Source organism: Ekhidna sp. (assembly GCF_040223195.1).
Classification (GTDB): Bacteria; Bacteroidota; Bacteroidia; order Cytophagales; family Cyclobacteriaceae; genus Ekhidna.
In genome coordinates, this window is sequence record NZ_JAVKDX010000015.1 from 97,492 (window position 1) to 121,196 (window position 23,705).

20 protein-coding genes and 1 tRNA gene are annotated in these 23,705 nt (G+C 41.9%); 11 read left to right on the forward strand and 10 right to left on the reverse strand.

All coding sequences use genetic code 11. The features are described from left to right. Positions 1-22 precede the first annotated feature (22 nt). Positions 23-313: a rhodanese-like domain-containing protein gene (locus RLN88_RS07745; protein WP_350220820.1), complete on the forward strand. Its 291-nt coding sequence runs from the start codon at positions 23-25 to the stop codon at positions 311-313. On the opposite strand, the gene RLN88_RS07750 is transcribed toward RLN88_RS07745, so the two are convergent. The 3 genes from RLN88_RS07750 to RLN88_RS07760 all read right to left on the reverse strand — a co-directional run bounded on the left by RLN88_RS07750 (position 273) and on the right by RLN88_RS07760 (position 4,249). Next, entirely contained in the window at positions 273-1,169 is an 897-nt protein-coding gene (locus RLN88_RS07750) for a sterol desaturase family protein (RefSeq protein WP_350220821.1), read from the reverse strand. The genes RLN88_RS07745 and RLN88_RS07750 overlap by 41 nt on opposite strands. Positions 1,170-1,485: 316 nt before the next feature. Further along, complete coding sequence (gene murB, locus RLN88_RS07755; protein ID WP_350220822.1) at positions 1,486-2,502, reverse strand: UDP-N-acetylmuramate dehydrogenase; 1,017 nt, start codon at positions 2,500-2,502, stop codon at positions 1,486-1,488. A 67-nt stretch (positions 2,503-2,569) separates the two neighbouring features. Next, positions 2,570-4,249 (reverse strand): amidohydrolase, encoded by a 1,680-nt coding sequence (locus tag RLN88_RS07760; RefSeq protein ID WP_350220823.1) that lies wholly within the window; start codon positions 4,247-4,249, stop codon positions 2,570-2,572. A 188-nt stretch (positions 4,250-4,437) separates the two neighbouring features. Between RLN88_RS07760 and rpsA the strand changes: the two genes are divergently transcribed. The 3 genes from rpsA (at position 4,438) to RLN88_RS07775 (ending at position 7,830) form a co-directional block, all read left to right on the forward strand. Beyond that, positions 4,438-6,540, forward strand: coding sequence for a 30S ribosomal protein S1 (gene rpsA, locus RLN88_RS07765; RefSeq protein WP_350220824.1), 2,103 nt, complete (start codon positions 4,438-4,440; stop codon positions 6,538-6,540). A 66-nt stretch (positions 6,541-6,606) separates the two neighbouring features. After that, a tRNA-Cys gene (locus tag RLN88_RS07770) sits at positions 6,607-6,677 on the forward strand. A 295-nt stretch (positions 6,678-6,972) separates the two neighbouring features. Continuing rightward, positions 6,973-7,830, forward strand: coding sequence for a DUF6089 family protein (locus tag RLN88_RS07775; RefSeq protein WP_350220825.1), 858 nt, complete (start codon positions 6,973-6,975; stop codon positions 7,828-7,830). Here RLN88_RS07775 and RLN88_RS07780 read toward each other — a convergent pair. Together RLN88_RS07780 and RLN88_RS07785 are read right to left on the reverse strand one after the other, a co-directional pair. Continuing rightward, entirely contained in the window at positions 7,827-8,933 is a 1,107-nt protein-coding gene (locus RLN88_RS07780) for an aminotransferase class I/II-fold pyridoxal phosphate-dependent enzyme (protein ID WP_350220826.1), read from the reverse strand. The two genes, RLN88_RS07775 and RLN88_RS07780, sit on opposite strands and share 4 nt — an antisense overlap. Further along, the gene (locus tag RLN88_RS07785) at positions 8,930-9,532 is read right to left on the reverse strand and encodes a sugar transferase (protein WP_350220827.1); all 603 of its coding nucleotides are present in this window, start codon (positions 9,530-9,532) and stop codon (positions 8,930-8,932) included. Before RLN88_RS07785 ends, RLN88_RS07780 begins: the two co-directional genes overlap by 4 nt. Positions 9,533-9,631: 99 nt before the next feature. On the opposite strand from RLN88_RS07785, the gene RLN88_RS07790 reads away from it, so the two are divergent. Continuing rightward, positions 9,632-12,079: a penicillin acylase family protein gene (locus RLN88_RS07790; RefSeq protein ID WP_350220828.1), complete on the forward strand. Its 2,448-nt coding sequence runs from the start codon at positions 9,632-9,634 to the stop codon at positions 12,077-12,079. Beyond that, the gene (locus RLN88_RS07795) at positions 12,076-12,447 is read left to right on the forward strand and encodes a hypothetical protein (RefSeq protein WP_350220829.1); all 372 of its coding nucleotides are present in this window, start codon (positions 12,076-12,078) and stop codon (positions 12,445-12,447) included. The genes RLN88_RS07790 and RLN88_RS07795 overlap by 4 nt, the downstream gene beginning before the upstream one ends. Here RLN88_RS07795 and RLN88_RS07800 read toward each other — a convergent pair. Then, complete coding sequence (locus RLN88_RS07800; RefSeq protein ID WP_350220830.1) at positions 12,444-12,875, reverse strand: DUF4920 domain-containing protein; 432 nt, start codon at positions 12,873-12,875, stop codon at positions 12,444-12,446. The genes RLN88_RS07795 and RLN88_RS07800 overlap by 4 nt on opposite strands. A gap of 202 nt (positions 12,876-13,077) precedes the next feature. Between RLN88_RS07800 and RLN88_RS07805 the strand changes: the two genes are divergently transcribed. Both RLN88_RS07805 and RLN88_RS07810 read left to right on the forward strand, forming a co-directional pair. After that, positions 13,078-13,248 (forward strand): hypothetical protein, encoded by a 171-nt coding sequence (locus tag RLN88_RS07805; protein ID WP_350220831.1) that lies wholly within the window; start codon positions 13,078-13,080, stop codon positions 13,246-13,248. 108 nt (positions 13,249-13,356) lie between these two features. Then, on the forward strand, positions 13,357-14,595 hold the full coding sequence (locus RLN88_RS07810; protein WP_350220832.1) for a tetratricopeptide repeat protein: 1,239 nt from the start codon (positions 13,357-13,359) through the stop codon (positions 14,593-14,595). A gap of 7 nt (positions 14,596-14,602) precedes the next feature. Here RLN88_RS07810 and RLN88_RS07815 read toward each other — a convergent pair whose 3' ends face one another. Beyond that, positions 14,603-15,058, reverse strand: a complete 456-nt coding sequence (locus RLN88_RS07815) for a hypothetical protein (RefSeq protein ID WP_350220833.1) — start codon at positions 15,056-15,058, stop codon at positions 14,603-14,605. Positions 15,059-15,257: 199 nt separating this feature from the next. Then, complete coding sequence (locus tag RLN88_RS07820) at positions 15,258-16,271, reverse strand: quinone oxidoreductase family protein (protein ID WP_350220834.1); 1,014 nt, start codon at positions 16,269-16,271, stop codon at positions 15,258-15,260. 85 nt (positions 16,272-16,356) lie between these two features. Here RLN88_RS07820 and RLN88_RS07825 point away from each other — a divergent pair, with 85 nt between their 5' ends. Together RLN88_RS07825 and arsS are read left to right on the forward strand one after the other, a co-directional pair. Then, a complete protein-coding gene (locus RLN88_RS07825; protein ID WP_350220835.1) occupies positions 16,357-16,692 on the forward strand; it encodes an arsenosugar biosynthesis-associated peroxidase-like protein in 336 nt (111 codons plus the stop codon). Between the two features lie 6 nt (positions 16,693-16,698). Next, positions 16,699-17,733: an arsenosugar biosynthesis radical SAM (seleno)protein ArsS gene (arsS, locus tag RLN88_RS07830; RefSeq protein ID WP_350221366.1), complete on the forward strand. Its 1,035-nt coding sequence runs from the start codon at positions 16,699-16,701 to the stop codon at positions 17,731-17,733. Between the two features lie 67 nt (positions 17,734-17,800). On the opposite strand, the gene RLN88_RS07835 is transcribed toward arsS, so the two are convergent. Together RLN88_RS07835 and RLN88_RS07840 are read right to left on the reverse strand one after the other, a co-directional pair. Continuing rightward, complete coding sequence (locus RLN88_RS07835) at positions 17,801-18,538, reverse strand: pentapeptide repeat-containing protein (protein WP_350220836.1); 738 nt, start codon at positions 18,536-18,538, stop codon at positions 17,801-17,803. A gap of 776 nt (positions 18,539-19,314) precedes the next feature. Further along, positions 19,315-22,182: a PD-(D/E)XK nuclease family protein gene (locus RLN88_RS07840; protein WP_350220837.1), complete on the reverse strand. Its 2,868-nt coding sequence runs from the start codon at positions 22,180-22,182 to the stop codon at positions 19,315-19,317. Between the two features lie 324 nt (positions 22,183-22,506). On the opposite strand from RLN88_RS07840, the gene RLN88_RS07845 reads away from it, so the two are divergent. Beyond that, the gene (locus tag RLN88_RS07845) at positions 22,507-23,694 is read left to right on the forward strand and encodes a DEAD/DEAH box helicase (RefSeq protein ID WP_350220838.1); all 1,188 of its coding nucleotides are present in this window, start codon (positions 22,507-22,509) and stop codon (positions 23,692-23,694) included. The last annotated feature ends 11 nt before the right edge of the window (positions 23,695-23,705 follow it).

Below are 23,705 nucleotides of genomic sequence, written 5' to 3' on the forward strand. Positions count from 1 at the left end.
AATACCATTAAGATTTTCAACCATGCTAGGATTATTCTCCAATAAAAAAAAGATAAAGGAATACTTGCAACAGGGGGCTACCATTGTGGATGTGCGGACGAAGACGGAATTTGAAGGCGGTCACTTGCGAAATTCTGTGAATATTCCACTCGATAGTTTACCAAAACATTTGGGACAACTTGATAAAAACAAACCTATAATCACCTGCTGTGCTTCAGGCATGCGTAGTGGCCTGGCCAAGCGTATGCTCAAAACAAACGGATTTGAGGTGGTCAACGGTGGCGGTTGGATGAAGCTTCAGCAGCACGAGTAAACCCATGGGTGATTTGACCGGTGAAATCCTGCGGGAATTCCTCATCACCCGGAAATCCTAATTCGATATCCTTTCCGCTCTCAGGTATGTAATCGGTCTTGAATAGATAGTCCCAAATACTAAGCGTCAACCCGAAATTGACACCATAGAAGCGATCTTTGGGAAGTGCTTTGGCATGGTGCCAGATGTGCATTTCAGGGTTGTTGAAGATATACTTCAACGGGCCGAGGTTTAGTCTGAAATTCGAATGATTGAAATGGCCAACGGCAAGGGTGAAAATGTGGATGATGAAAAAATCCCTGAGTCCGATCCCTATTAGGGCAAGCGGTAAGTATTCGATGGTACGGTACACCACCGTCTCCATCCAGTGAAATCGCAAGTGGGCAGCAAAGCCCATTTCCTTCACGCTGTGATGCACTTTGTGAAACTCCCATAGGAACGACACACGGTGCAGTAGGCGATGCGTCCACCACTGCACAAAATCCCGCACGAAAAATCCCAGTAACAGGTGAGCCCAGGTAGGCCAGCTCATCACCTCAAAAGCTACCAAGTTGGTGATCCCAATGGGGGCCAGCAGGTCATTAAAGAAATGCACAACTACATTGGATGCCGCATTAAAGACGATAAGGGAAAAAAGAAAGAAATTGAAAAACATGTAGAAAAAGTCCAGCCAGAAGTCTTTTCTAAACCTGGCCTGGCTTTTACGCCACGGCTTCACCCATTCCAGAATGAAAAAGAAAGCTGACACGCCAATGAGCCAGTAGAAGTAGCTGTGCCACCCCGGGTGGGTAATCTCCTGCCACAAGTATCGGGCATAGCCGCTGTATGCCTCCTGTATGAGCTGCCAGTAATTCATACGCAATAAATCAGCTTTTTTGTGACTTTTGGCTACAAAACCAAAATGGAACCTCTGTTACTGAAACTTCTCATATTTAGCACCCGTACTCATCCACCCCCCCCGGCAATGTATCTGAGATTTGGAATTTACTTATTTATAGGTTTTACTATTTGGGATTTGTATTCTATTTGGTTCCTCCTATGATCTGTTAGTATTACCCAACCTAAAAGCTAATCCACAATAAAATTAAACAGTACTAAGTCCCACTGCTCATAGCCTAAAATATCTCACCCAAATTTAATACATGCAATTGTAAGTATTTGTCTTGAAGTTTCTACACCACATTCACCTCACGCTCCAGGTCTATTCCAAAAGCTCCCTGTACGGATTTCATGATTTCGTTGGAGAGTTTGAAGATATCCCGTCCTCTTCCCTGTCCGTGATTTACCAGTACCAGCGCCTGCTTATCGTGTACCCCTATGTCACCATCGCGGTAGCCTCTCCATCCGGCTTTTTCTATGAGCCAGCCTGCGGGCACCTTCACCGTATCCTCATCCATCGGGTAGCTTTGGATGTCCGGAAACTGTGCCTCCAAAGCCTCATAGTGCAGTTTTTCAATGATCGGGTTTTTAAAGAAGCTTCCCGCATTTCCTATATCCATTGGGTCGGGTAGCTTAGACTGACGGATGTTGATCACCGCCTGGCTCACCGATTTTAGTGTAAGCTCGCCAACTCCCATTGCTTCCAGGGTTTCCTTGATGGCACCATACGAAATATTGAAAACAGGTTTCTTTGACAGCTTGAAAAAGACTTTGGTAATCACATACTCATCTCTGAGTTCTCCTTTGAAAATGGAATAGCGATAGCCAAACTTGCAGTCCTCCTTATAAAAAGGGACGGTCTTCCCACTTTTGATCTCATAGGCCTCCAGTGAGTGAAAGACCTCTTTGAGCTCCACTCCGTAAGCTCCTATATTTTGCATGGGGGCAGCACCCACCGTTCCTGGAATAAGTGAAAGATTTTCCACTCCCCCATAGCCTCGTTCCACACACCAAAGCACAAACTGATGCCAGTTTTCCCCTCCGCCAACAGATACCAGCACATCCTCCTCCGTTTCATTCTGAATCTGGATGCCCCTAATCTCATTCTTAGCCACCACCCCGGTAAATCCCCGAGTGAAGAGCACATTAGATCCTCCCCCCAGGATCATTTTTTTCTGGGCGCGAAATCTGCCGGTTTGGAAAATCTCATCCAGATCGTCTATGGAATCGACGATAGCCAGAAAGCCGGCATTCTCGTCCAGACCGAAGGTGTTGTAAGGTTTTAAAGATACGTTTTGCTGTACGATCAAAATGCAATCAATTTCATACGAAAGTAACTGATGAATGGATTATTGACATACCATTCCGATTCTTATCTCATTTTTGGTACACAACCTCTCCGCCTATGATTGTCATGGTCACTGTGGTATTCAAAATTTCATCTTCAGCAATGGTCATGATATCCTGATCAAAAACAGTAAAGTCAGCATATTTACCAACTTCAATTGATCCGACGATATCCTCCATAAAAGCCCCATATGCAGCATCCAGGGTATATGAACGCAGCGCCTGCTCTCGTGTCATTTTTTGGTCGGGCTCATACCCTTCCTCAGGAGTCCCTTTCAACGTCTTTCTCGATACAGATGCATAAAAACTTGGAATCGGATCAAGTGGTTCTACGGGTGCGTCTGTACCATTTACAACACGAGCTCCACTTTGAAGTAGTGACTGCCACATGTAAGCACCTTCCTCAATTCTACGCTTGCCCAATCGATCTATCGCCCAAGGACGGTCAGATGACATGTGGATAGCCTGCATGGTGGGAATGACACCTAGTTCAGCGAAACGAGGAATATCCTCCGCCCGCATATGCTGGGCATGCTCAATTCTAAAGCGAGGATCATCCTGAAGGTTTTTCTCAAAAGTTCGCTCATAGAGATCAAGTACTTCCTTATTTGCTCTATCTCCAATTGCATGCACGCACACCTGAAATCCAGCCTCATAAGCTTTTTGAGTTAATGAGTCAATGTGTGTCATGGACTGCACCTGATGACCAAATTCACCTGCTGCATCAGAATACTCTTCAAGTAACCAAGCTCCCCTACTTCCCAAAGCGCCATCAGAAGCCATCTTGACGGCTCGGATGGTTAAGTGATCATCATACAATCCTATGTCTGGTCCCTTTTGAAAATATTCATTCATCAGGTTCAAATCACCTCTTAACATCACATACAGTCTAATCTTGAGTTTGTCCTGCTCGCCAAACTCTTTAAAAAGATCTACCACTCGCCCAGAGCCTGCGTCTTGGAATGAGGTGATTCCGTACTTTAAGCACTCGTCAATTGCAAGTTTGAGCGCCTGTGAAGCATTTTCCTTTGTCGTTGCAGGGATTACCTTCCTTATGTTACCTTGAGCTGTCTCATTAAAAATCCCTGTAGGACCGTCTATACCGATAAAAATTTCACCCCCTTCCGGCTGGGTGGTTTCAGAGCTGACTTCTGCCATCTCCATGGCTTTTGCGTTGGCGAGTGCCATATGCCCACTGGCATGACTCAAATAAACCGGATGATCCGGAACAGCAGCGGATAGATCATGATGAGTGGGGAGGTTTCGAAACATCCTTTCAGGCTTATTTGTCCATTTATCCTGATGCCATCCTCTTCCCAGAATCCATTGCCCTTTAGGAGTTGATTTTGCTCGCTCTTTTACCATGCTTATCACTTCTTCGTAAGATTGAGCTTCCATTAGATCGACGTTTATTAGATTATAACCCACACCCATCAAGTGAGCATGCCCCTCAATAAAACCTGGAGTCATAGTTTTGCCTCCTAAATCAATCATCTGTGTTAAGTCCCCTTTGAAAGTCTCAACCTTATTGAGTGTGCCCGAAAAAAGTATTGTATCCGCCTTTATCGCCACAGCTTCGACCTGTGGGTTAGCTTCATCCATAGTATAAATGAAGCCATTATAAATTATTGTATCGGCCATAACTCTCGACTCAGGCTGCTGACAAGAGAAAATGACTATTGAAATTACGATGATCCAGTTCTGTTTCATTTCTGAAGGGTTTTGAGGATAGTGCTTAAAGTTAATCTCAAGAATGGTTTTATAAGTCAAATTCCCTAAATTTGCGCTCCGTTCCAAAATGGAAGGTCCTGGGACAAACCCAGGGAATGTTAAACCAAAATGCTGGTCAGGACTGACTCCAACTGACCCAGTGTACCGAATGGGAGTCATTTTTTATTATGGCAAAGAAAGAAGAAACTGCAAAGGCTGAGGAAAAAGAAACCAAAGCAACAACTGCTAAAAAAACTACAACCAAAAAAGCAGCTACGAAAAAAGCAGATGACAAAAAAGAGGAAGTAAAAGACGAAAAGAAAGCTTCCAAAACAACTGCAAAAAAAGAAACCAAAGCAAAGGCTGAGAAAGCAGAAACAAAAGAGGTGAAGGAGGAAAAAGTGGAAGCGAAGGCTGAAGAGGTAAAAGCTGAGGAACCTAAAGCAGAAAAGAAAGAAATCAAAAAAGAAGCTCCGGCTCCAGAGCCTGTGGATGACTTTGATTTTGACAATGACGGTTTCGACGATGAGTATTCAGAAGCTGATCGTAAAGCAATGGAAAAGCTTTATGAAGACACACTTACTGAAATCACCGAGAAAGAACTAATCGCCGGTACTGTAGTAGGTATTACTGACAGAGAAGTTATCGTAAACATCGGCTTCAAATCAGATGGTTTGGTGTCTCTATCAGAATTCAGAGATATGCCTAACCTAAAAGCAGGTGACGAAGTACAGGTATATATTGAAGAGCAAGAGAACGCAAACGGACAGCTTGTTCTTTCTAGAAGAAAAGCGAAAATTGTTAAGGCTTGGGAATCTATCCAGGGAGCTCTTGACAATGATGAAGTGATTGAAGGATTTGTGAAGCGACGAACCAAGGGTGGTTTGATTGTAGATGTATATGGGGTAGAAGCGTTCCTTCCAGGATCCCAAATCGATGTGAAGCCAATCAGGGACTTTGACATATTCGTAGGTAAGTCTATGGAGGTGAAAGTGGTGAAAATCAACTACACGAATGATAACGTGGTAGTATCGCACAAAGTCCTCATCGAGAAGGATATTGAAGAGCAAAAAGCTGAAATCCTCAATAACCTTGAAAAAGGTCAGGTACTAGAAGGTGTGATCAAGAACATGACCAACTTCGGTGTATTCATCGACCTTGGCGGTGTGGATGGACTTCTACACATTACTGATATCAGCTGGGGCAGAATCAATCACCCGGAAGAGGTGCTCAACCTTGATGAGAAAGTAAATGTGGTTGTACTCGATTTTGATGATAATAAGCAAAGAATTTCTCTTGGTATGAAGCAGCTTACTGATCATCCTTGGGATTCATTGGATAAAAATATAGAGGTGGGCTCTAAAGTGAAAGGTAAGATTGTGAATGTGGCTGATTATGGCGCATTCCTTGAAATCATCCCAGGAGTAGAAGGCCTGATCCACGTTTCTGAAATGTCATGGTCTCAGCACTTGAGAAATCCTTCTGATTTTATCAATGTAGGTGACACAATAGAAGCAGTAGTATTAACTATAGACAGAGAAGAAAGAAAAATGTCTGTTGGTATCAAGCAGCTTACTGAGGATCCATGGACGAAACAAGATGTGCTTACCAATTATGCAATTGGAACTGAGCATAAAGGAACCGTAAGAAACCTTACCAACTTTGGCTTGTTCATCGAGCTTGAAGAAGGAATCGACGGTTTGGTTCACGTTTCTGATCTTTCCTGGACTAGGAAAATCAAGCATCCATCAGAATTTGTGAAAGTTGGTGATGAGCTTGAGGTGAGAGTAATGGAGCTTGATATCGAAAATCGAAGACTAGCCCTTAGCCACAAGCACCTTGAGGAAAACCCCTGGGATACATTCGAAACAGTATTTACAAAAGGATCTGTGCATAAATGTACGATCACTAGCGTAACTGATAAGAATGCCACGGTAGAGCTTCCATACGGACTTGAAGGTCAGGTACTACCCAAAAACCTTCAGAAAGAGGATGGATCTAAGGCTGCTGAGGGAGAAACATTAGAGTTCAAAGTATTGGAGTTCTCAAAAGATGATAAGCGAATCGTTCTATCTCATACTTCGGTTTGGGATGCAGACGCAGAGCAACCAAAAGCTGCTTCTAAGAAGTCTTCTGGTGGAGGCAAAAAGGGTAACACCCTTGATAAGATCAATAAGGAAGTTGAGAAGTCAACGCTTGGTGATCTTGATGCCCTATCAGCACTGAAAGACAAGATGGAAGATGCTGGAAAAAAAGCTTCTAAAGCGAAGGCTAAAGAAGAAGATAAGTAATTCATTAAACGAGTTGTCAATCTCTGGTTGGCAACTCGTTTTTTCATAATTTTACAATCAATATATGGCGCTATGGCCGAGCGGCTAGGCAGAGGTCTGCAAAACCTTTTACAGCGGTTCGAATCCGCTTAGCGCCTCATTAAAGCGATCTCAAGGTCGCTTTTTTTGTTCCCACATTATCATTTGATAAGCATTATACCTAATCGCTTTTACGATTTTACCCTAGCATTTCAGGGGTAGCATCAGACGTAATATTGCATTGTACATATTAGTTATGGCAACATTAATTTTCTCATTGATATTAGTAACCGTGTTTGTAGCAACAGAACAAATGTGGTTTACACGCAAAAGCAAACGATTAGGGTGATTATTTGTAGAAATTGTTTTCCGACCGAAGGGTCGGAAACTTTTCTGCAATATTTTTGAATCCTAATGAGAAAATTCCTCACAGTCTTACTTACACTTCTTAGTTCTGCCATTTATTCACAGAACTTTCTCTCCTGGCAATATTCTGACAGGTATTTCTCATTTACAATCGGCACAGGGGCTTCCACATATTTTGGCGAACTAAACTCCAGGAACAGCATCAATGATGAACTTTCCCTGTTTAATGTGGGCATTGAAGCTCGACTCTTGAATCGAGTTGGTGCCAGAATTGAAGCTTCTTATTTCTCTTTTAATGGATCCGATAAGAATGCTGCCGATAGCTCGTTTCAGCGACAAAGAAATCTGTCATTTGATTCAAGAAACCTTCATTTTCAATTTCACGCCATCTACTATCTAAAACCCTATCAGGGTGACTACTATAAAAGATGGAACTTTGATCCTTACCTTTTTAGTGGTGTTGGGTATATGAAATACAATCCTACGGCGGTATTAGGAGGAGAAAGATATGCGCTGAGAGAAGCTCAAACAGAGGGTGTTGAATATAAGAAGTGGGTGACTACAGTTCCAGTTGGACTGGGCGGAAAGTTTAAGGTGAATGAGTTTTTAAATGTAAATCTGGAAGTTTCCTATCACTTTGCATTTACAGATTACCTGGATGACGTCTCAAATACTTACGGCACAGAGTTTCGAAACACTACCTCCCAGCTATTAAGTGATCGGAAAGATGAAGTTGGTGTGGTAAATCCAGAATTCTACGATCAGATTGAGCCCGGCGCTCAGCGTGGAAATCCAGGCAATAATGACAGCTTTTTGCAGATCAGCCTGAAAGCCGAAATCTACCTCCCACCTGACTTGTTTAGCAGAAAGAACAAAGCAATTATCAAAAAACCTTCAGCTTATTAGGATAGCCAATTCTTGATTTTATCAATTACGAAATCCTGATCTTCTATTGGTAGGCCCGTTCCTGAAGGCAGGCATATCCCTCTATTAAATAAATCCTCCGCTACTTTATCCCCGATAAACGGGTAACCGGAATAAGCCTGATGAAGATGAAGTGGTTTCCACAACCTTCGGGTCTCGATATTTTGACCATCCAAAAACTGAATCAGCTCTTCTATATTCCGATTTGAATCCCTCAATGTTGCAGTGGTTAGCCATCGGTTGGAAAAGCAGCCTACAGGTTCAGCCAAAAAATCAAAGTGTTCAGACAACCTTTCCTGATATCTGGTATGGATTGCTCTCTTTCGGGATATGAAATCACTCAGATGCTCGTGTTGCGCAACACCAAGACCAGCCAGGACATTGCTCATCCGATAATTGTAACCGACCTCCATATGATCATATCCTAAAGTGCCGGAGTTGGCCTGAGTGGCTAGATAAACCGCTCGCTTCCTATCCTGCTCCCTACAAATAAGTGCTCCTCCCGCACTTGTAGTGATGATCTTATTCCCATTGAACGACAGCACCCCGAATTCACCAAATCCCCCAACATACTGATCATTGAAGGTAGATCCCAATGCTTCGGCTGCATCCTCAATGACGATGATCCCATACTCTTTTGCAATGCTACATACGCGATCAATTTGAGCTGGCATACCATAAAGATGGGTCACGATGATAGCTTTCGGGATCTTCTTTGCCTTTTTCAAATATGCCTCCAATAGATCTGGGTCCAAATTCCAGGTTTGTGTTTCACTATCAATAAAAATCGGATTGGCAGACTGATAAAGCACTACATTGGCACATGCGGCAAAAGTGAAACTGCTAATAAGCACATGATCCCCTTTCCCAACTCCTGAAAGTATCAATGCAAGGTGCAGGGCTGACGTACCTGAATTCAAAGCCACAACTGCTTTGTTTTCATAGCTGGCGGCCAATTGATTTTCAAACTCATCAATGGCTTTACCAACAGGCGCAATCCAGCCACTATCCAAAACATCACTTATCTTTTGGTATTCATTTCCTACTAAATTAGGTGGGGATAGATATATTCTTTGCTTATTCACCGGTTAGCTGCGTATTCACTAAACTTAATTGTTTTCCCCTGCACGTAGGAGGTTTTATCCCGTTTGAAAACCTCAACGAGAGTCTTAATAAGAATCTTCATATCCAATGAGAGTGAAATATTTTCAACGTAATAAATGTCCAATCTCATTCGCTCACCCCAATCGATTTTATTCCTGCCGTTCACCTGCCCCCATCCGGTTATCCCGGGTTTTACATTATGCCGGGATCGTTCTGTAATGTTGTAATATGGGAGATACTCCATCAAAAGTGGTCTTGGGCCAACAAGCGACATATCCCCCTTGAGGACATTTATCAACTGAGGTAGTTCGTCCAACGAAAATGACCGCATGAATTTGCCTAACCCGGTCATCGATAATTCCTCATAGTCAACCTTCATGGTTCTGAATTTCAAAAGATAAAATGGACGCTCATTTCTACCGGCACGCTGATGAACAAAAAAAGGATTTCGTAAGAAATGAATAAAGAGAACTAAAGTGACCGACAGGAAAAATGGTGATATCAAAATCAACAAAAAAAAAGCCAAGAGCCAATCACACACAGGCTTAAGCACCCCTACATAAAAATTGCGTCCCCACATTGCTTAAAAATAGGCATTACCCTATTTATTTGATATTTTTCAAGTCAATTATACTTTATTAACCAACCAGCTAAAGAAAATAGCCGAAAGTACCAGCCAATGAAAACTCTTCGATTCGTTCTTTCCTTTAGTATCACCCTTGCCCTTGGGATTACACTCAACACTAAGATTGATTCTATCCCACCCCTGGGCAAATTCCTAAGTCCATTTCATGGGTTTTGGCAAAATGCTGAAAATGAACCAATCACTATTGAGTCGAAAACCCTAGAGAATGATCTGGCCGATAGTGTAAACATCTATTTTGATGAGCTTTTGATTCCGCACGTTTTTGCCAGCAATGAAAAGGACCTATTCTTTACGCAAGGCTACATCACCGCATACCATCGTCTTTGGCAAATGGAGTTTCAGCTCTATTCTGCTGAAGGAAGGTTGGCGGAAATTTTAGGACCGAAAATTGGGAACAACAGTATTGTAGATGTAGACAAACAGATGCGAAGAATTGGCCTGAAATATGGAGCTCAAAAATCCGAGGAGCTTTTTAAGAAAGAAGAACCGGATATTTATGCTCTTATAGAATCATATGCTGCAGGGGTAAATGCCTACATTGAATCCCTCTCCTATGCGGATCTACCAATAGAATACAAATTGCTAGATTATAAACCGGAAGCATGGACTCCATTCAAATGCTTCTTGCTGATTTCAAACATGAATAATATGCTCTCACGGGGTGAAAGAGACCTGGAACATACCAATGCCTTGAAAAAATGGGGTCGAGAAGTATTTGAGATCCTGTATCCGGAGAGACCCGATATTGTTGATCCGGTAATCCCAATCGGAACAGCATTTGATTTCGATCCTATACAGGTTGATAAGCCAGACGTAGATTTTCCGCTTGTTTTTAGTGATCCGCTCATTGAACAGCCAGATCCGAACAATGGTAGTAACAGCTTTGTGGTAAATGGTGAAAAGACTGCAAACGGAAAAGTGATTTTGACCAATGAGCCAGACCTAAGCCTGAATCTCCCCAGCATTTGGTATGTAATGCAACTAAATGCCCCCGGGATCAACGTGATGGGTGCCACCCTGCCAGGCGGGCCAGGTGTCATCATCGGATTCAATGATTCCATAGCCTGGGGAAACACCAATGCGAAACGAGACCTGGTAGATTGGTATTACATTCAGTTTAAAGACGAAACTCGTGAAGAATACCTGTATAATGGAAACTGGGTTCCCACTAAAAAGGTAGTAGAAGAAATCAAAGCCCGAGGATCATTTAGCTATTATGATACCATTATCTACACCCATCATGGCCCGGTGGTATATGACAGGAATTTCAATACCGGTCGAAGTGAAGCCACCAATCTTGCAATGAGATGGACCGCCCACGATGCAAGTAAGGAGATTAAGGCCCTGTATTTAGGGAATAAGGCTGTGAATTATGATGATTGGGTAAAGGCTTTCAGTTACTTCGCAGGACCACCACAGAATTATTCCTTTGCATCCGTCAATGGGGACATTGCGCTTTGGATCAATGGGAAGTTTCCTGTGAAATGGGAAGAGCAGGGCAAATTTTTGATGGATGGAAGCAACATTGATCATGAGTGGCAGGCCTTTATGCCACAATCCCACAATCTTCATGTAAAAAACCCACCACAAAATTTCGTAAGCTCAGCAAATCAGCATGCAGCAGATACCTTATATCCGTACTATCAATATGACTATAACTATGAGTACTACCGGGGAAGAAGGATCAATGACCGGCTCAGGGTAATGGACAATATTGAGGTGGAAGATATGATGGCCCTTCAGCATGACAATTTTAACTATAATGCGTCCGAAGCGCTTCCCATGATGCTGGACAGCCTGGACTCAGCTTCCTTCACCGACCTGGAGTGGAGCTATTACAGCAAGCTCCAAAACTGGGACTATTTCAACGAAACTGATCTGCAGGCTCCTACCATCTATGATGTATGGTGGGATAAGGTCAACGATAAACTTTGGGATGAAATTGACAGCAGTGATGTAGCGGTGTACAGACCCAATTGGTACAACACAGTCTCTATTCTCAAAAATCAAACTGATTTCTTCATGATTGATAATAAAGGGACTGATGGAATAAAAGAAAGCGCAGGTGACCTATTCCGACAAACATTCAAAGAAACCATAGCTGAATTAGAGGAATATCTGGAAGATGAAGGGAATTCACTGCTTTGGTATCAATTTAAAAATACGACCATCAGGCACCTGTTGAGGATAGTTCCATTTAGTCGTGGCAAGGTAAAGATTGGTGGAAATAGCTCCATCGTGAATGCTGCATCTGCAAGTCATGGTCCTTCCTGGAGAATGGTGGTAGAGCTTGGGGATGGTGAAGTAAATGCCTGGGGTGTATATCCCGGCAGCCAATCCGGCAATCCCGGCAATCCTACCTATGGTCACATGATTGATGATTGGGCAAGTGGGCAATATAACCAACTCTATTTCGAGAACTCAATGTCATCCTCGAGTAAAGAAATCACGCACAGCATAACATTAAAACCACAGGAATGAAGCTAATCGTTAGACTAATTATTATTGGGGCATTAACCTATTTCATCTCTCCATTGTCCGTATGGTGGGCAGCAATGGTTGTTGCATTTGTTGTCTGCTACGTTTCCCCATCGTCAGGATTAAATGCTTTTGTGGCCGGATTCCTTGGTGTGGGGTTAGTTTGGATGGGTCATGCCTGGAACATTGACGTCAAAAATGAATCAGTATTCAGTAGCACAATTGCTGAGGTAATGCAAATAGGCGATCCCATTCTTTTGGTTTTTGCGACAGGTTTGGTAGGTGGACTAGCGGGAGGTTTTGCTTCTCTTTCCGGCTCTTCGTTTAGACAGCTCTTCACTAAAACCAAAAAGAGAAGCCTTTATAATTAGCCTTCCTTTACCAAAACACCCTCCGCTACAAAGGAGATGGAGTTTCTCATAGACTCATCATATTCCTTACCCCCATCTTCAGCGTAGTGCCGGGCCACATCTTCATCCAGTACTTCCTTAATGGCGACCCCCTCGATAATTACCTCTCTCCCACTTATGTCTTTGGGGACGAAGAAACCATAATCCTTAAAAGTCACACGAATATTGGCGCCCTCTTCATTTCTCAGTGTCATCCAACAACCTTTCATCTGACAAACTTCTTCAATTACCCCTCTCACTTTAAAAGTAGATTCCTCCTCACTCACTTTAGACAAAAAGTCGATCGTGGTGATGGCATCACCTGAGGATATCTCTCCTCCATAGCTGGCAAATTTCTCTTTGCTCGTATTACAACCAAAAGCAACTAGCAAGATCAGTAAATATCTCATCGATTTCTATGTTTTTCTGGCGAAGATAAAACAATGCATTTCAAATGATAATTGAGTTGCTTAATATATAAATATTCATACATAACTGACTTATTGCCAGATGGATACAAAACAAAAATAATTTATAAAAAAAAATATTTTAGTTATGTGTAAAATAATTTTTATTGTGTATATTTGAACCATCATTAAAACCTTATTAGTTATGAAAAGAAAACTATTTACAGCCCTCGTTATCGTTGGAGCATTGTCACTTACTGCTTGTCAGGAAGATGCAGCTATGGAAGAACTACTTCAAGACACAGAATTGAATTCACTTCAGGGTGAAGGAGATGGAGATGAAGATGACACAGATAAACCTGGATCGTCCAATTAATTCCTACTAAGAAAGAATTAATAGACCGCTTCATCTAAAAATAAGAAACGCTACCATGATAGTTTGGTAGCGTTTCTTTATATTGCGTGAAAGAAACAGTTATTTGGAGTGAAAATATTCCTAACGTTAATCCTTTTATTTACTGCACTTCTAAATCACGCAAATCCTGTAAAGGAAAGAGTTGAGTCAATTTCTCAATTAATCGACTCATATCCGGATTCAGCATATTCACTGGCAATAAATCTATTGGACGAATCTATTGAAGAGGGAGATGATTACGGTATTGTACAAACAAATTTCATTTTGGCTTATGTACATGGCAACATAAAGGCGGAATACGGCAAAGCAATAATTTACTATCTGGAGGCAATTCGATATGCTGAAAAGGCCAGGTATCCGGAAGTTGGAAAGACCCTCACCTCCCTGTATAAGAACTGTGGAGTTATTTTCAGGAAATTTAAATCCTACGATTTAGCAGAGGAATATTATAACAAGGCACTTTCATATGCTTCCATGCTTCCAAACGATAGTGAGACGCATAGTATTAATTTCAACAAGGCCGGATTGCTCATGGATCAAAAAAGATATGATGAAGCAATTGAGATTTTAAGTGATCTAATCAGCAAATCAGACAACACTTCGAAAAACTTTTGGAAGTATAATAACCGTTTGGGTATTGCTTATTTTGAAGCAGGATATTACGAATTATCAATAGAGGCTCACCTTAATTCTTTAGTTTTTGACAAGCTTTCCAATGAATTGGATGCTTATACTACGCACAACATAGGAAGGAGCTATGCTGCATTGGGTAGAAGTGAAGAAGCCATTGCTCACTTCAATGATGCGATAGAAAAGAAAAAACTTCTTGAAGATAAAAGCCCCCTCTTTTCTTCTTACAAAGAACTCGGTGAATTAATTTATAAAGAAGGACAGGTAAAACAGTCACTTGCTTATTTTAATATGGCTGAAAAGTATTTGGATAAGACGCAGGACATTAGCCAATTTGAGCTTTTTAAGGTAAAGGCCAATGCGCTCTTTGATCTCAAAGACTTCAACCAATCAAAGAAATATGAGGATTTGTATTCCTCCGCCCTCAATGAGTACTTAATTACTCAAGAGCAAATCCAGGAAACCGACCGAAGATATAACATGGATCTGATTACCAAGAGATACTTTGACGAAGTAGAAAAGCAAGAACGAATTGCCTCCATCTTGTTTTATTCAAAACTAACTTCTGGTAGCCTTTTGGCAGTTCTATTACTGGTTATCGGATACAACAGATATGAAAGAGTAAGACTTAGAAGAACAATTACCAGAGAATTGGCTGCTTACCGAATGGTGGATTAGCTGAAGATTATATCTTCAATTTGAGTTTATCTTTCAATACTTTCAACATACCTTCCTGACGCTCGTGAAGTAGAATTAACTTATTCTTTTCTTCAGTACTTTCTTCAATTAGGTAGTTTACTAGTTCTTCCAGCTCCATCACTTCATGAGAGTCAGGTCGTTGTAGCCTCATTTTTACAAATAATTCCCTTATACGCGCTTGCAGATTGACATGGCTGGGTGCGATCTCAGCAGAAGTAACAATGTCATCATTCCACATTGGCCCCTCTCCTTTAATCAACCATTCTGCATTAAGCTTATCGTATGTTTTAAGGATATTCAGAATTAAATCGAAGCTGGGCTTGCTTCTCCGTCCTTTGATAATATTGAAAATAACCGTAACACTAACCTCCAGACTATCTGAAAATGAGGTAGGATTCATATCAAGAACCCTGATCAATCTATAGATACGATCATTTATCATGTGATAAATTTAACAAAACTTCTGAAATAAAAAAGAAGGGCTGCTAGTAGGCAACCCTTCATCATTAAGAACCAGCTATGGAAAATAGATACTCACTATCTATTTTTCGAATTTATACCGTTTTGCTTTACAAGCAAAGAATTTTAGAATTTTTTTTATCAAATGATAATGCAAAAGAGGTATTTACATTAAGTATCGCTTAATCACCTAATCTGATAACGATCTTGCCCACCGAATCCCTTGATTCCATAAATGAGTGAGCCATCGGTAATTCGGAAAACTTAAAAACTTTTCCAACGATAGGCTTAAGATTGTTCTTTGAAGTAAATGCTGACAGTTCTTCCCAAATTTCACTTGTCAGCTCTTCATTGGTGGTCAGATAGCCAATATGTGAAGCAAAAATACCTTTACTCTCCATGGCCATTTTCATCATATTTACTTTCGGAGCGTCGATATACGTTTTGATCCAGGATATTGGATTCCAGATTTTCAAATTCATGCTCGCAAAACCAATAACTACCATCCGACCAAATGAATTCAACAACTTCATACTTTTTTTGAAGACATCCCCTCCCACGGTCTCAAGGATACAATCGACCTTTCCTCCATCCTTAATAATCTCTTCATAAAAATCAGTCGTTGCATAGTTGACCGGCTTCCCTCCCAATTTTTCAATCAAGTCCAACTTATAATCCTTACTCGCTGTTCCATACACCATACATCCAAGTGCCCTTCCTATTTGCACCGCCGCAGTACCTACCCCGCCTGCTGCAGCCTGTATCAAAATGCGCTCTCCAGCTTCTACCCGACAGAGTTTTTTCAACCCGACCCAGGCCGTCATAAAATTTACCAAATAGGCCGCATTCTCTTCCGGGGAAAATTCTTTAAATGCAGGAAAACATAGATGCTCAGGAGCGCATACAAACTCGGCATAAGAACCATACTGCTGTCCCACAATCACCTTATCCCCCGGCTTATAGGTAGATGTATCTTCTCCAACCTCCACTACTTCACCATAGCATTCCATGCCCATTACATATGGCTTTTTTGGAGCCCAACTATACTGCCCTTTTCGGGAGAGTATCTCCGCATAATTAATTCCAATTGTTTCAATTTTTACCTTGACCTCTCCCCTTTTCGGATCAGGTTCAGGAATATCTTCCATTTTTAAAATCTGCGGCTTCCCTGTTTTTCGTAATTGATATACCTTCATTCGTAACTTATCTGACGTTTGATATGATTAAGCAATAGGAGGGTAATTTAATGCTTTAACTTAACGACATAATAATCTTTAAACTATGAAAGAAACATACTACAATACCGAAGACCTCAAGAAATTTGGAGATATCACAAAGTGGCAAAAAGAACTAGGAGACAAGTTTTTTGATTATTACGGAAGTGTCTTTGCTGAAGGTGCGCTTACGGCCAGAGAGAAGTCTCTGATTGCGTTAGCTGTAGCCCACACCATTCAATGTCCTTATTGTATTGAAGCGTATACATCAGATACTCTTGCTAAAGGCGTGGATGAAGAGCAAATGATGGAAGCGGTGCATGTAGCAGCTGCCATCCGGGGTGGGGCCTCTTTGGTACATGGTGTTCAAATGATGAATCATGTGAATGATAAATTAATGTAAATGATGCTGAAATCTCTGAAGAAACTAAATCATAAACTTTCGTCACCTGAGGGTCAGATAGAAATACTGGATGATGCAGAAGCTATAGATATCCCCTCATTTGAAGACAAGCTTTCCGATATAGGCCTATCGCCACTCACGCCCACCAATATTGAAATATTCCAGGTAAACGTAGGAAAGATGTGTAATCAGGTATGTTCGCATTGTCATGTGGACGCAGGCCCTGACAGGAAGGAAATCATGACCAAAGAAACCATGCAACAGTGCCTGGATGCAATCAAGGGGACGGATATACAGACCGTGGATCTCACTGGGGGAGCACCTGAAATGAATCCTCATTTCCGATGGTTTGTTGAGGAACTTTCCGCACTTGGAAAGCACATCATTGTAAGGTGTAATCTTACGATCATTTTGGCAAATCCAAAATACAGTGACCTCCCGAAATTCTTTAAAAAACACAAGGTGAATGTGGTATCGAGCCTACCCTATTTTACTGCTAAGAGAACAGATGCACAGCGCGGAGAAGGTGTATTTGAAAAATCCATCAAAGCCCTGCAAATGCTAAATGAAGTAGGCTATGGGATGGAAGAAACCGGCCTCAAACTCGATCTGGTCTATAATCCGGCGGGTGCCTTTCTGCCCGGGGACCAACTCTCCCTTGAGACGCAATTCAAGAATAAACTACGAGCTTACAACATCGAATTCAACAACCTTTTTACGATCACTAATTTGCCAATTAGTCGATTCCTCGAATACCTGGTAAAGACAGAAAAGTATGAAGACTATATGCACGAGTTGGTGAATGCCTTTAATCCGGCGGCTGCAGAGGGGGTCATGTGCCGAAATACTTTGAGTGTAAGTTGGGATGGATATCTCTACGATTGTGATTTTAATCAGATGCTGGAGCTAAAGGTGAACGCACCAAATCACATCCGGGATTTTGACCTGGCTGCCCTTACAAGCCGTGAGATCATAATCAATCAGCACTGCTATGGCTGCACAGCCGGTGCTGGCTCCAGCTGTGGAGGTGCTACAACATAAAAAAGCCCCTGATAAATGATCAGAGACTTAAGTCACGAGTTGGTTTCGTGTATATATGAAGAGAGAATTAATTTCTAGATTCTATCAGATAGTTGGTGAAGCTGCGGCCGTTGATTTTGGTGTATTTCGCATCGATATCATCTCCAACTTTTAGCCCGGCAATATCAAAGTCCCCTCTGGCTTTCATGTATTTAATATTCCATGATTCATCAAATACTGCATCCTTAAAACTCGCACCCTCATCAAACTGCGCATACTTAAATGTTGCATCGTCATCAAAAAGCGTATTTGAAAAGTCTGCTTTTTCATCAAACTCTGCATACTTGAAGGTTGATTCTCTTCGGAATTTGGTTCCGGAGAAATCAGCCGCTCCATCAAAGTCTGAGTACTTAAACATGGCATCCTTCAGAAATTCACAATTCTTAAAAATCACATCTTTATCAAAGTCAGCAATAAACGTATAACCAGAAGGATCATCATGAATGTAGGCCAAAACATCATCTTTGAATGTGCAATTCTTAAAGGTGATATTTACATCAATTGACTCATCAACCGTATTGTCCCCACCGTTATTCCACCATTTGGATTTTCTCGGGAGATCGGGCAGCTTATCGTCCATATAGGTAAAATCCAGATCACCTACTATAGTTGCATTTTCGTATGAGATGTTTTTCCCTTCTCGAATATCTTTCGTGATTTGAGACGCCTGCACCGTAGTTTGTGCAAATCCCCTGATCACAAACATGCTGAACAAGATCAGCATCGCGATTCTCAGTTTAGTAGATAGTGAAGTTGATATTTCCATGATATTTAGTTTCTGGTGTTTGTTTTAATAGTGATGCAAAGCATCCGAAAAGGTTGCACCGACTATGATAATACCCCGGACAGAGGCATTGGTTACAAAATCCAAAGAGATAGGTAAATTGGCGAGCTTAACGGTAAAAATCCAAAAGGCGAGGGTTACTCGCCTTTGGGTTGGTGTGGCCCAGAGATATAAAATCAAAAGATCCAATCTAACCACCATATAGATTCAACCCATGGATTGAATCTAATTTGAATTTACTAATTGGCCTGACCATTTCCTAATGATCTATGGCAAAATACCCAGGAAGACAAACAAAAAATCCCCACTTTTCAGTGAGGACTTAGTATGTATAGTATGAAGAGAATTAAATATTAATATGCTGAAAGCAACCTGATTACATTAGAATATCAGAGTATGCTCTAAGGATAAATAGTCCTATCAAAACCAGCATTCCAATCCTGATTTTTATAGATAAAGACTTTGAAAGTTCCATGGCGATTCGTTCGTTTTAGTGTGATTATACTACAAAGATGATCATAAGGTTTGGAAAGTTGCAGCACAAATAGAATTATTCATAAATTCTTAATAAGCTCATTATTACAAAATAATAAATTATTAAGATCATAATAATGAATAAATATTAGAATTATATTCTGATTTATTTATTTTGAAGAATTAGATTTTGTAAGTTGGATTAAAGGCCAAATCCAATCAGGAAAGTAACCCAAAAACTATTTCGATGAACTCTGAAATTAGTCTGGTGAAAAGTGTATTTCTTAACGCTCACAGATACCTCTGAAATCACAAAACATGCATTTGGTAACATCTTCTGTCTGGTCAAACGGATGCTCATTACTAAAGATCTCTTCCAGAAGCTTTTTCATATTTTCTTCAAACCGCTGAAGGTAACCTCTCGCATCTGCAATTCGTACACCGTCCGTCTTCAACCGGAAGTCAAAATCTGGCTGAAAGAACTGCTTGATATTGACCAGTCCGGGAACAATTGTGTTTTCCTGTCCATACTTGGAAGCATAAAGCCAGGCATAGAAAAAAGTCTGATAACCAGCCTTCCTACCAGCCTTATACCTATAACTCACCTCTTCACTAAACAGGTTATCAAACGAGCCAATCTCTGTCTCATCTCTTCCTGTTTTGTAATCTAGCACGCGAACCGTGCCATTCTTACGATCTACCCGATCGATATCCGCACCGAGCTTCACCTTCATTTTTTTCCCATCCGGATGAATCTCCAGATAGTGTGCGTAATTATCCTCAGCCTCCAAGCTCACGATCTCAAACGGAACATAGGCTTTATCCATCTCAACCACCTGCTTCACAAACTTTCGGATGATCTCTGCCATCACCACGTTTCGATCCTTGAACTCAAATCGCTTTTTCCCCTTCATCCCAAATTCCTCCTTAAAGGCCTTTTCCATCGCCCCATCAATAGAACCTTCCAGTCGTAAAAAGTCATTCTCATCAATAATCCGAGTGCCTTTCTCCTTCATGGTATCTTGGTACAGATACTCCAGCGTGCGGTGAAGGGCATTTCCAAAATGACGGGCATTGAGGTCATCACTCATCTCATCCCCGGAGAAAAGTCTGAGCACATAGCGGAAATAGAACTTTAGCTTGCAATCGAAATAAATGTTTAAGGCGGAAGCGGATAGTCTCTTCCGGTCTTTCTCTAGAACTGCATCGGTATAGATGGCCAACTTATCCAGCACCTCCTGAGTAGTCTCAATAGTGATCGGTTTGATCTCATGGACTTGCACCGAATTGCTCAATTTCTTTCGCTTCACCTCCAGCCCACTTTCCAACTCAACCTGTCGGATGAATCGGCTCACCTCTCCACTCAATCCAAAATCTGCATACATATTATAATAGAACGACAACTGCTCTGCATGATGGAACAGTCTATAAAAGAGGTATGCATAAATAGCATCCTGCGTTTCAAACGTTGGGAGGTCAAATGCTTTTCGGATACGATATGGGATGAACGATCCAGCCCGCTGTGAAGCGGGGAAAATATCTTCATTCATATTCAGCATCAGCACATGCTTAAAGTCCAGGTTTCGTGTCTCCAAGACTCCCATGACCTGCAACCCCTCCACTGGTTCTCCGCTAAATGGGATCTTCACTGATCGGGTCGCTTTTCGAAACAAGCTTTTAAAAGTCTTGATATCAATGGTAGCTGTTTGATGGTCCAGAATCTCTCGCAACCTTGATAGCAATTGCTGAAAGTGATACAGGTACTCTCGCTCCAGCCCAAACCGCTCCACCACCTGATCGCCCAGCACAGAAACAATGCTTTGAAGGTAGCCCGCCAGACTTTCCTTTTCACCAACCTGACGAAAGATCGTATTCAGTATCGTTGATTGAATCTCCAGTATTTCTTGCTGAAACACCCTGATCTGGTTCGCTTTCTTAATATCCCCAATAAGCTTGTCCAGCGGATTTTTATCCTCTTTATATAGATAAGGATGACTCAGAATATCTACCACGGGTTTATGATAAAAAGAAAGGCCATTTTCCGGCGAAAGGCTGGCATGCTCTTGCAACTCCACGGCAGCCTCCAGCAATCCAAACAGTGGAGTGTCCTTCAAAGGATAGCCCATCGTCACATTCAATTTGTCCACCCTTTCAGGTATCGCATTGAGAATTGGGAACAGCATATAATCCTGAGGGAGCACCACCACAATCTCCTCTTTCTTTGCTCCTGCCTCCATCAATCGATCGATTTCCTCACCGATCAGCTTGGCCTGCCCTACTTCCAGCGAAACCCCGGTCACATCCACATCTTTAGGCTTGGTCACCCGGGCAGGAAGTGGGCTGGGAAAGCTCTTGCCCAGAATGGGGTCCTTCCGATATTTTCTTAGAAAATCTCCTGCCTCCTGATTATCATCTTCCAGGTAATAAGCATCCACATCCCACAAGACCTCCACCTGATATTCAGAAATGAAGTGCTTGATCAGTACCTCCTCTGCGGGTGTCAGTGCATTAAACCCGGCAAAAATCAGCCGCCTGGAAGAATCATAGGTTATCTGATTAGTAGCCCTAGCCAGTTGGCGATAGACATGCGAAGTATAGCCAATCCCCTGCTTTTCCAGCCGTTCTTTGAAGGTTTGATACACCGGATGTAAAATCTTCCATGTCTCCACAAACTGCTCCTGAGTTTTTGTTGACGTGGGTAAAAACTCTTGCCAGAATTTTTTGATGATAGCCTCCTGCTCAGGATCGAGGAAGTAAAAGTCCTCTGCCAACTGGCGATCATCCCTCACATAGGTGAACAACTGCTCCGGATTAACGAGGTAATGATCCACCTCTTCAAAATCCCGAAGTAGCATCTCACCCCAGAAGTAAAATGATTCAAACCCCTCATCTCTACCCTGATGCGACCTGAACGCTTCGTACAACTCGAAAATAAGTGAGAGCGGATCTGTCTTCTTCGTATTGGTGAACGTAAACAGGAAATCTTCCAGACTGAGGGTAGCAGGAGACCAGACGGGCTTGACCACTTTCTGAGAAAGGTGCTTCTTCAAAAACAACCCCGCCCTGCGGTTGGGAAATACCACCGTGCAGTCACCTAAATGATCGCGATGATTGGCTAATAAATGATCTGCAACGTCGGAAAGAAAGGCCATGTGACAAGGTTAATTAATTCCATCAAATTCCTGATCCGTCAATAATTACTGTTTTGAAAAAAAGTAATTAAACCGAAAATAATTTGGAGATCAATAAAATCTTTAGCTTAATAACAAATAACATACTACATTTGCGGCTCTATTCACGAGCGTTCTCGCTTAGCAATCCTTCTAACACAAGTATTTCTAATTGTTTCCGGCTTTTGAATGACATGGGGAGTCCCCGATTTTGTAAAGCCGAACAACCACATTGTCTATCCGATAATGGAGACTCGATTTTATCAATGCGAAAGGACCCTCCTTTTTACAGCGTGATAAAATTATATGTATAAGACACAAACAAGAAAAAAGAGAAACTTCTCTAACAGTAAGAGAAAACCTTCTCGCAGAAATCAACAGTCTAACCAGAAGGTGGATATCTCAAGGTTTACCAATAAGGGGTCGGTAAACAACGAACGTAAAGCCTATGTAAACAAGCATACGTTTGAAGATTTTGAACTAGACAATAAACTGCTTGCCAAGATCAAGGAAAAGGGCTTTAAGCTTCCTTCCGAAATCCAGGACAAAACGATCCTTCCTGCTTTGGAGGGAAAAGATATTGTGGGTATTGCAGGCACGGGCACAGGCAAGACCTCAGCTTTCCTGATCCCAATTATCCAGCACATGATTGAGCATAAGCAGGCAAATTACGCCTTGATTATCGCCCCTACCCGTGAACTGGCTACCCAGATCAACGACGAATTTCTAACATTAGCAAGAGGACTCAACATTTTCTCTACTTGTTTGATCGGTGGATCATCCGTAGGTGAAAACATCAAGGCCCTGAAACGAACAAACCACTTCATCATTGGCACACCCGGACGTATCGGTGATATGATGAAACGAAGGTTGCTGAAGCTGGATGATTTTAGCGTATTGGTACTGGATGAGTTTGACAGAATGCTCGATATGGGATTCTCCAAGGAAATTCAGCAGATCAATAAGGAGATGAAATCCAAAGATCAGACGCTGCTTTTCTCTGCGACACTCGACCCTACCCAGAAGAAACTGGTGGAAGAGATGACCAACGATCCGATCAATGTGAAAGCTGAGCAATCCACTCAGGACACCAACGCCATAGAGCAGGAAGTGTGTCATGTGAAAGGACAGGACAAAATCCAGTTGGTAAAGAACCTGATCGATTCGGAACTAAAAACCCGTACGATCCTGTTTTCTGAGACAAAGCGTAAAGCCGAGCAGATTTCTGAGCTATTGAAAAAATCAGGCATTGCTGCCGATGCAATCCACGGAGATAAGTCACAGCGGGCTCGCGAGATTGCTTTGAGTAAATTTAAGCGTGGACAAGTGCACGTGCTGGTGGCTACTGATGTAGTGGCACGGGGAATCGACGTAAAAGATGTGGAGCTGGTGATCAACTATGAAGCTCCGAGAAACTACACCGACTATGTGCACCGAATAGGCAGAACCGGCCGTGCAGGTAAAACCGGCCGAGCTGTGACATTAATCGATTAATTCATTTAAAA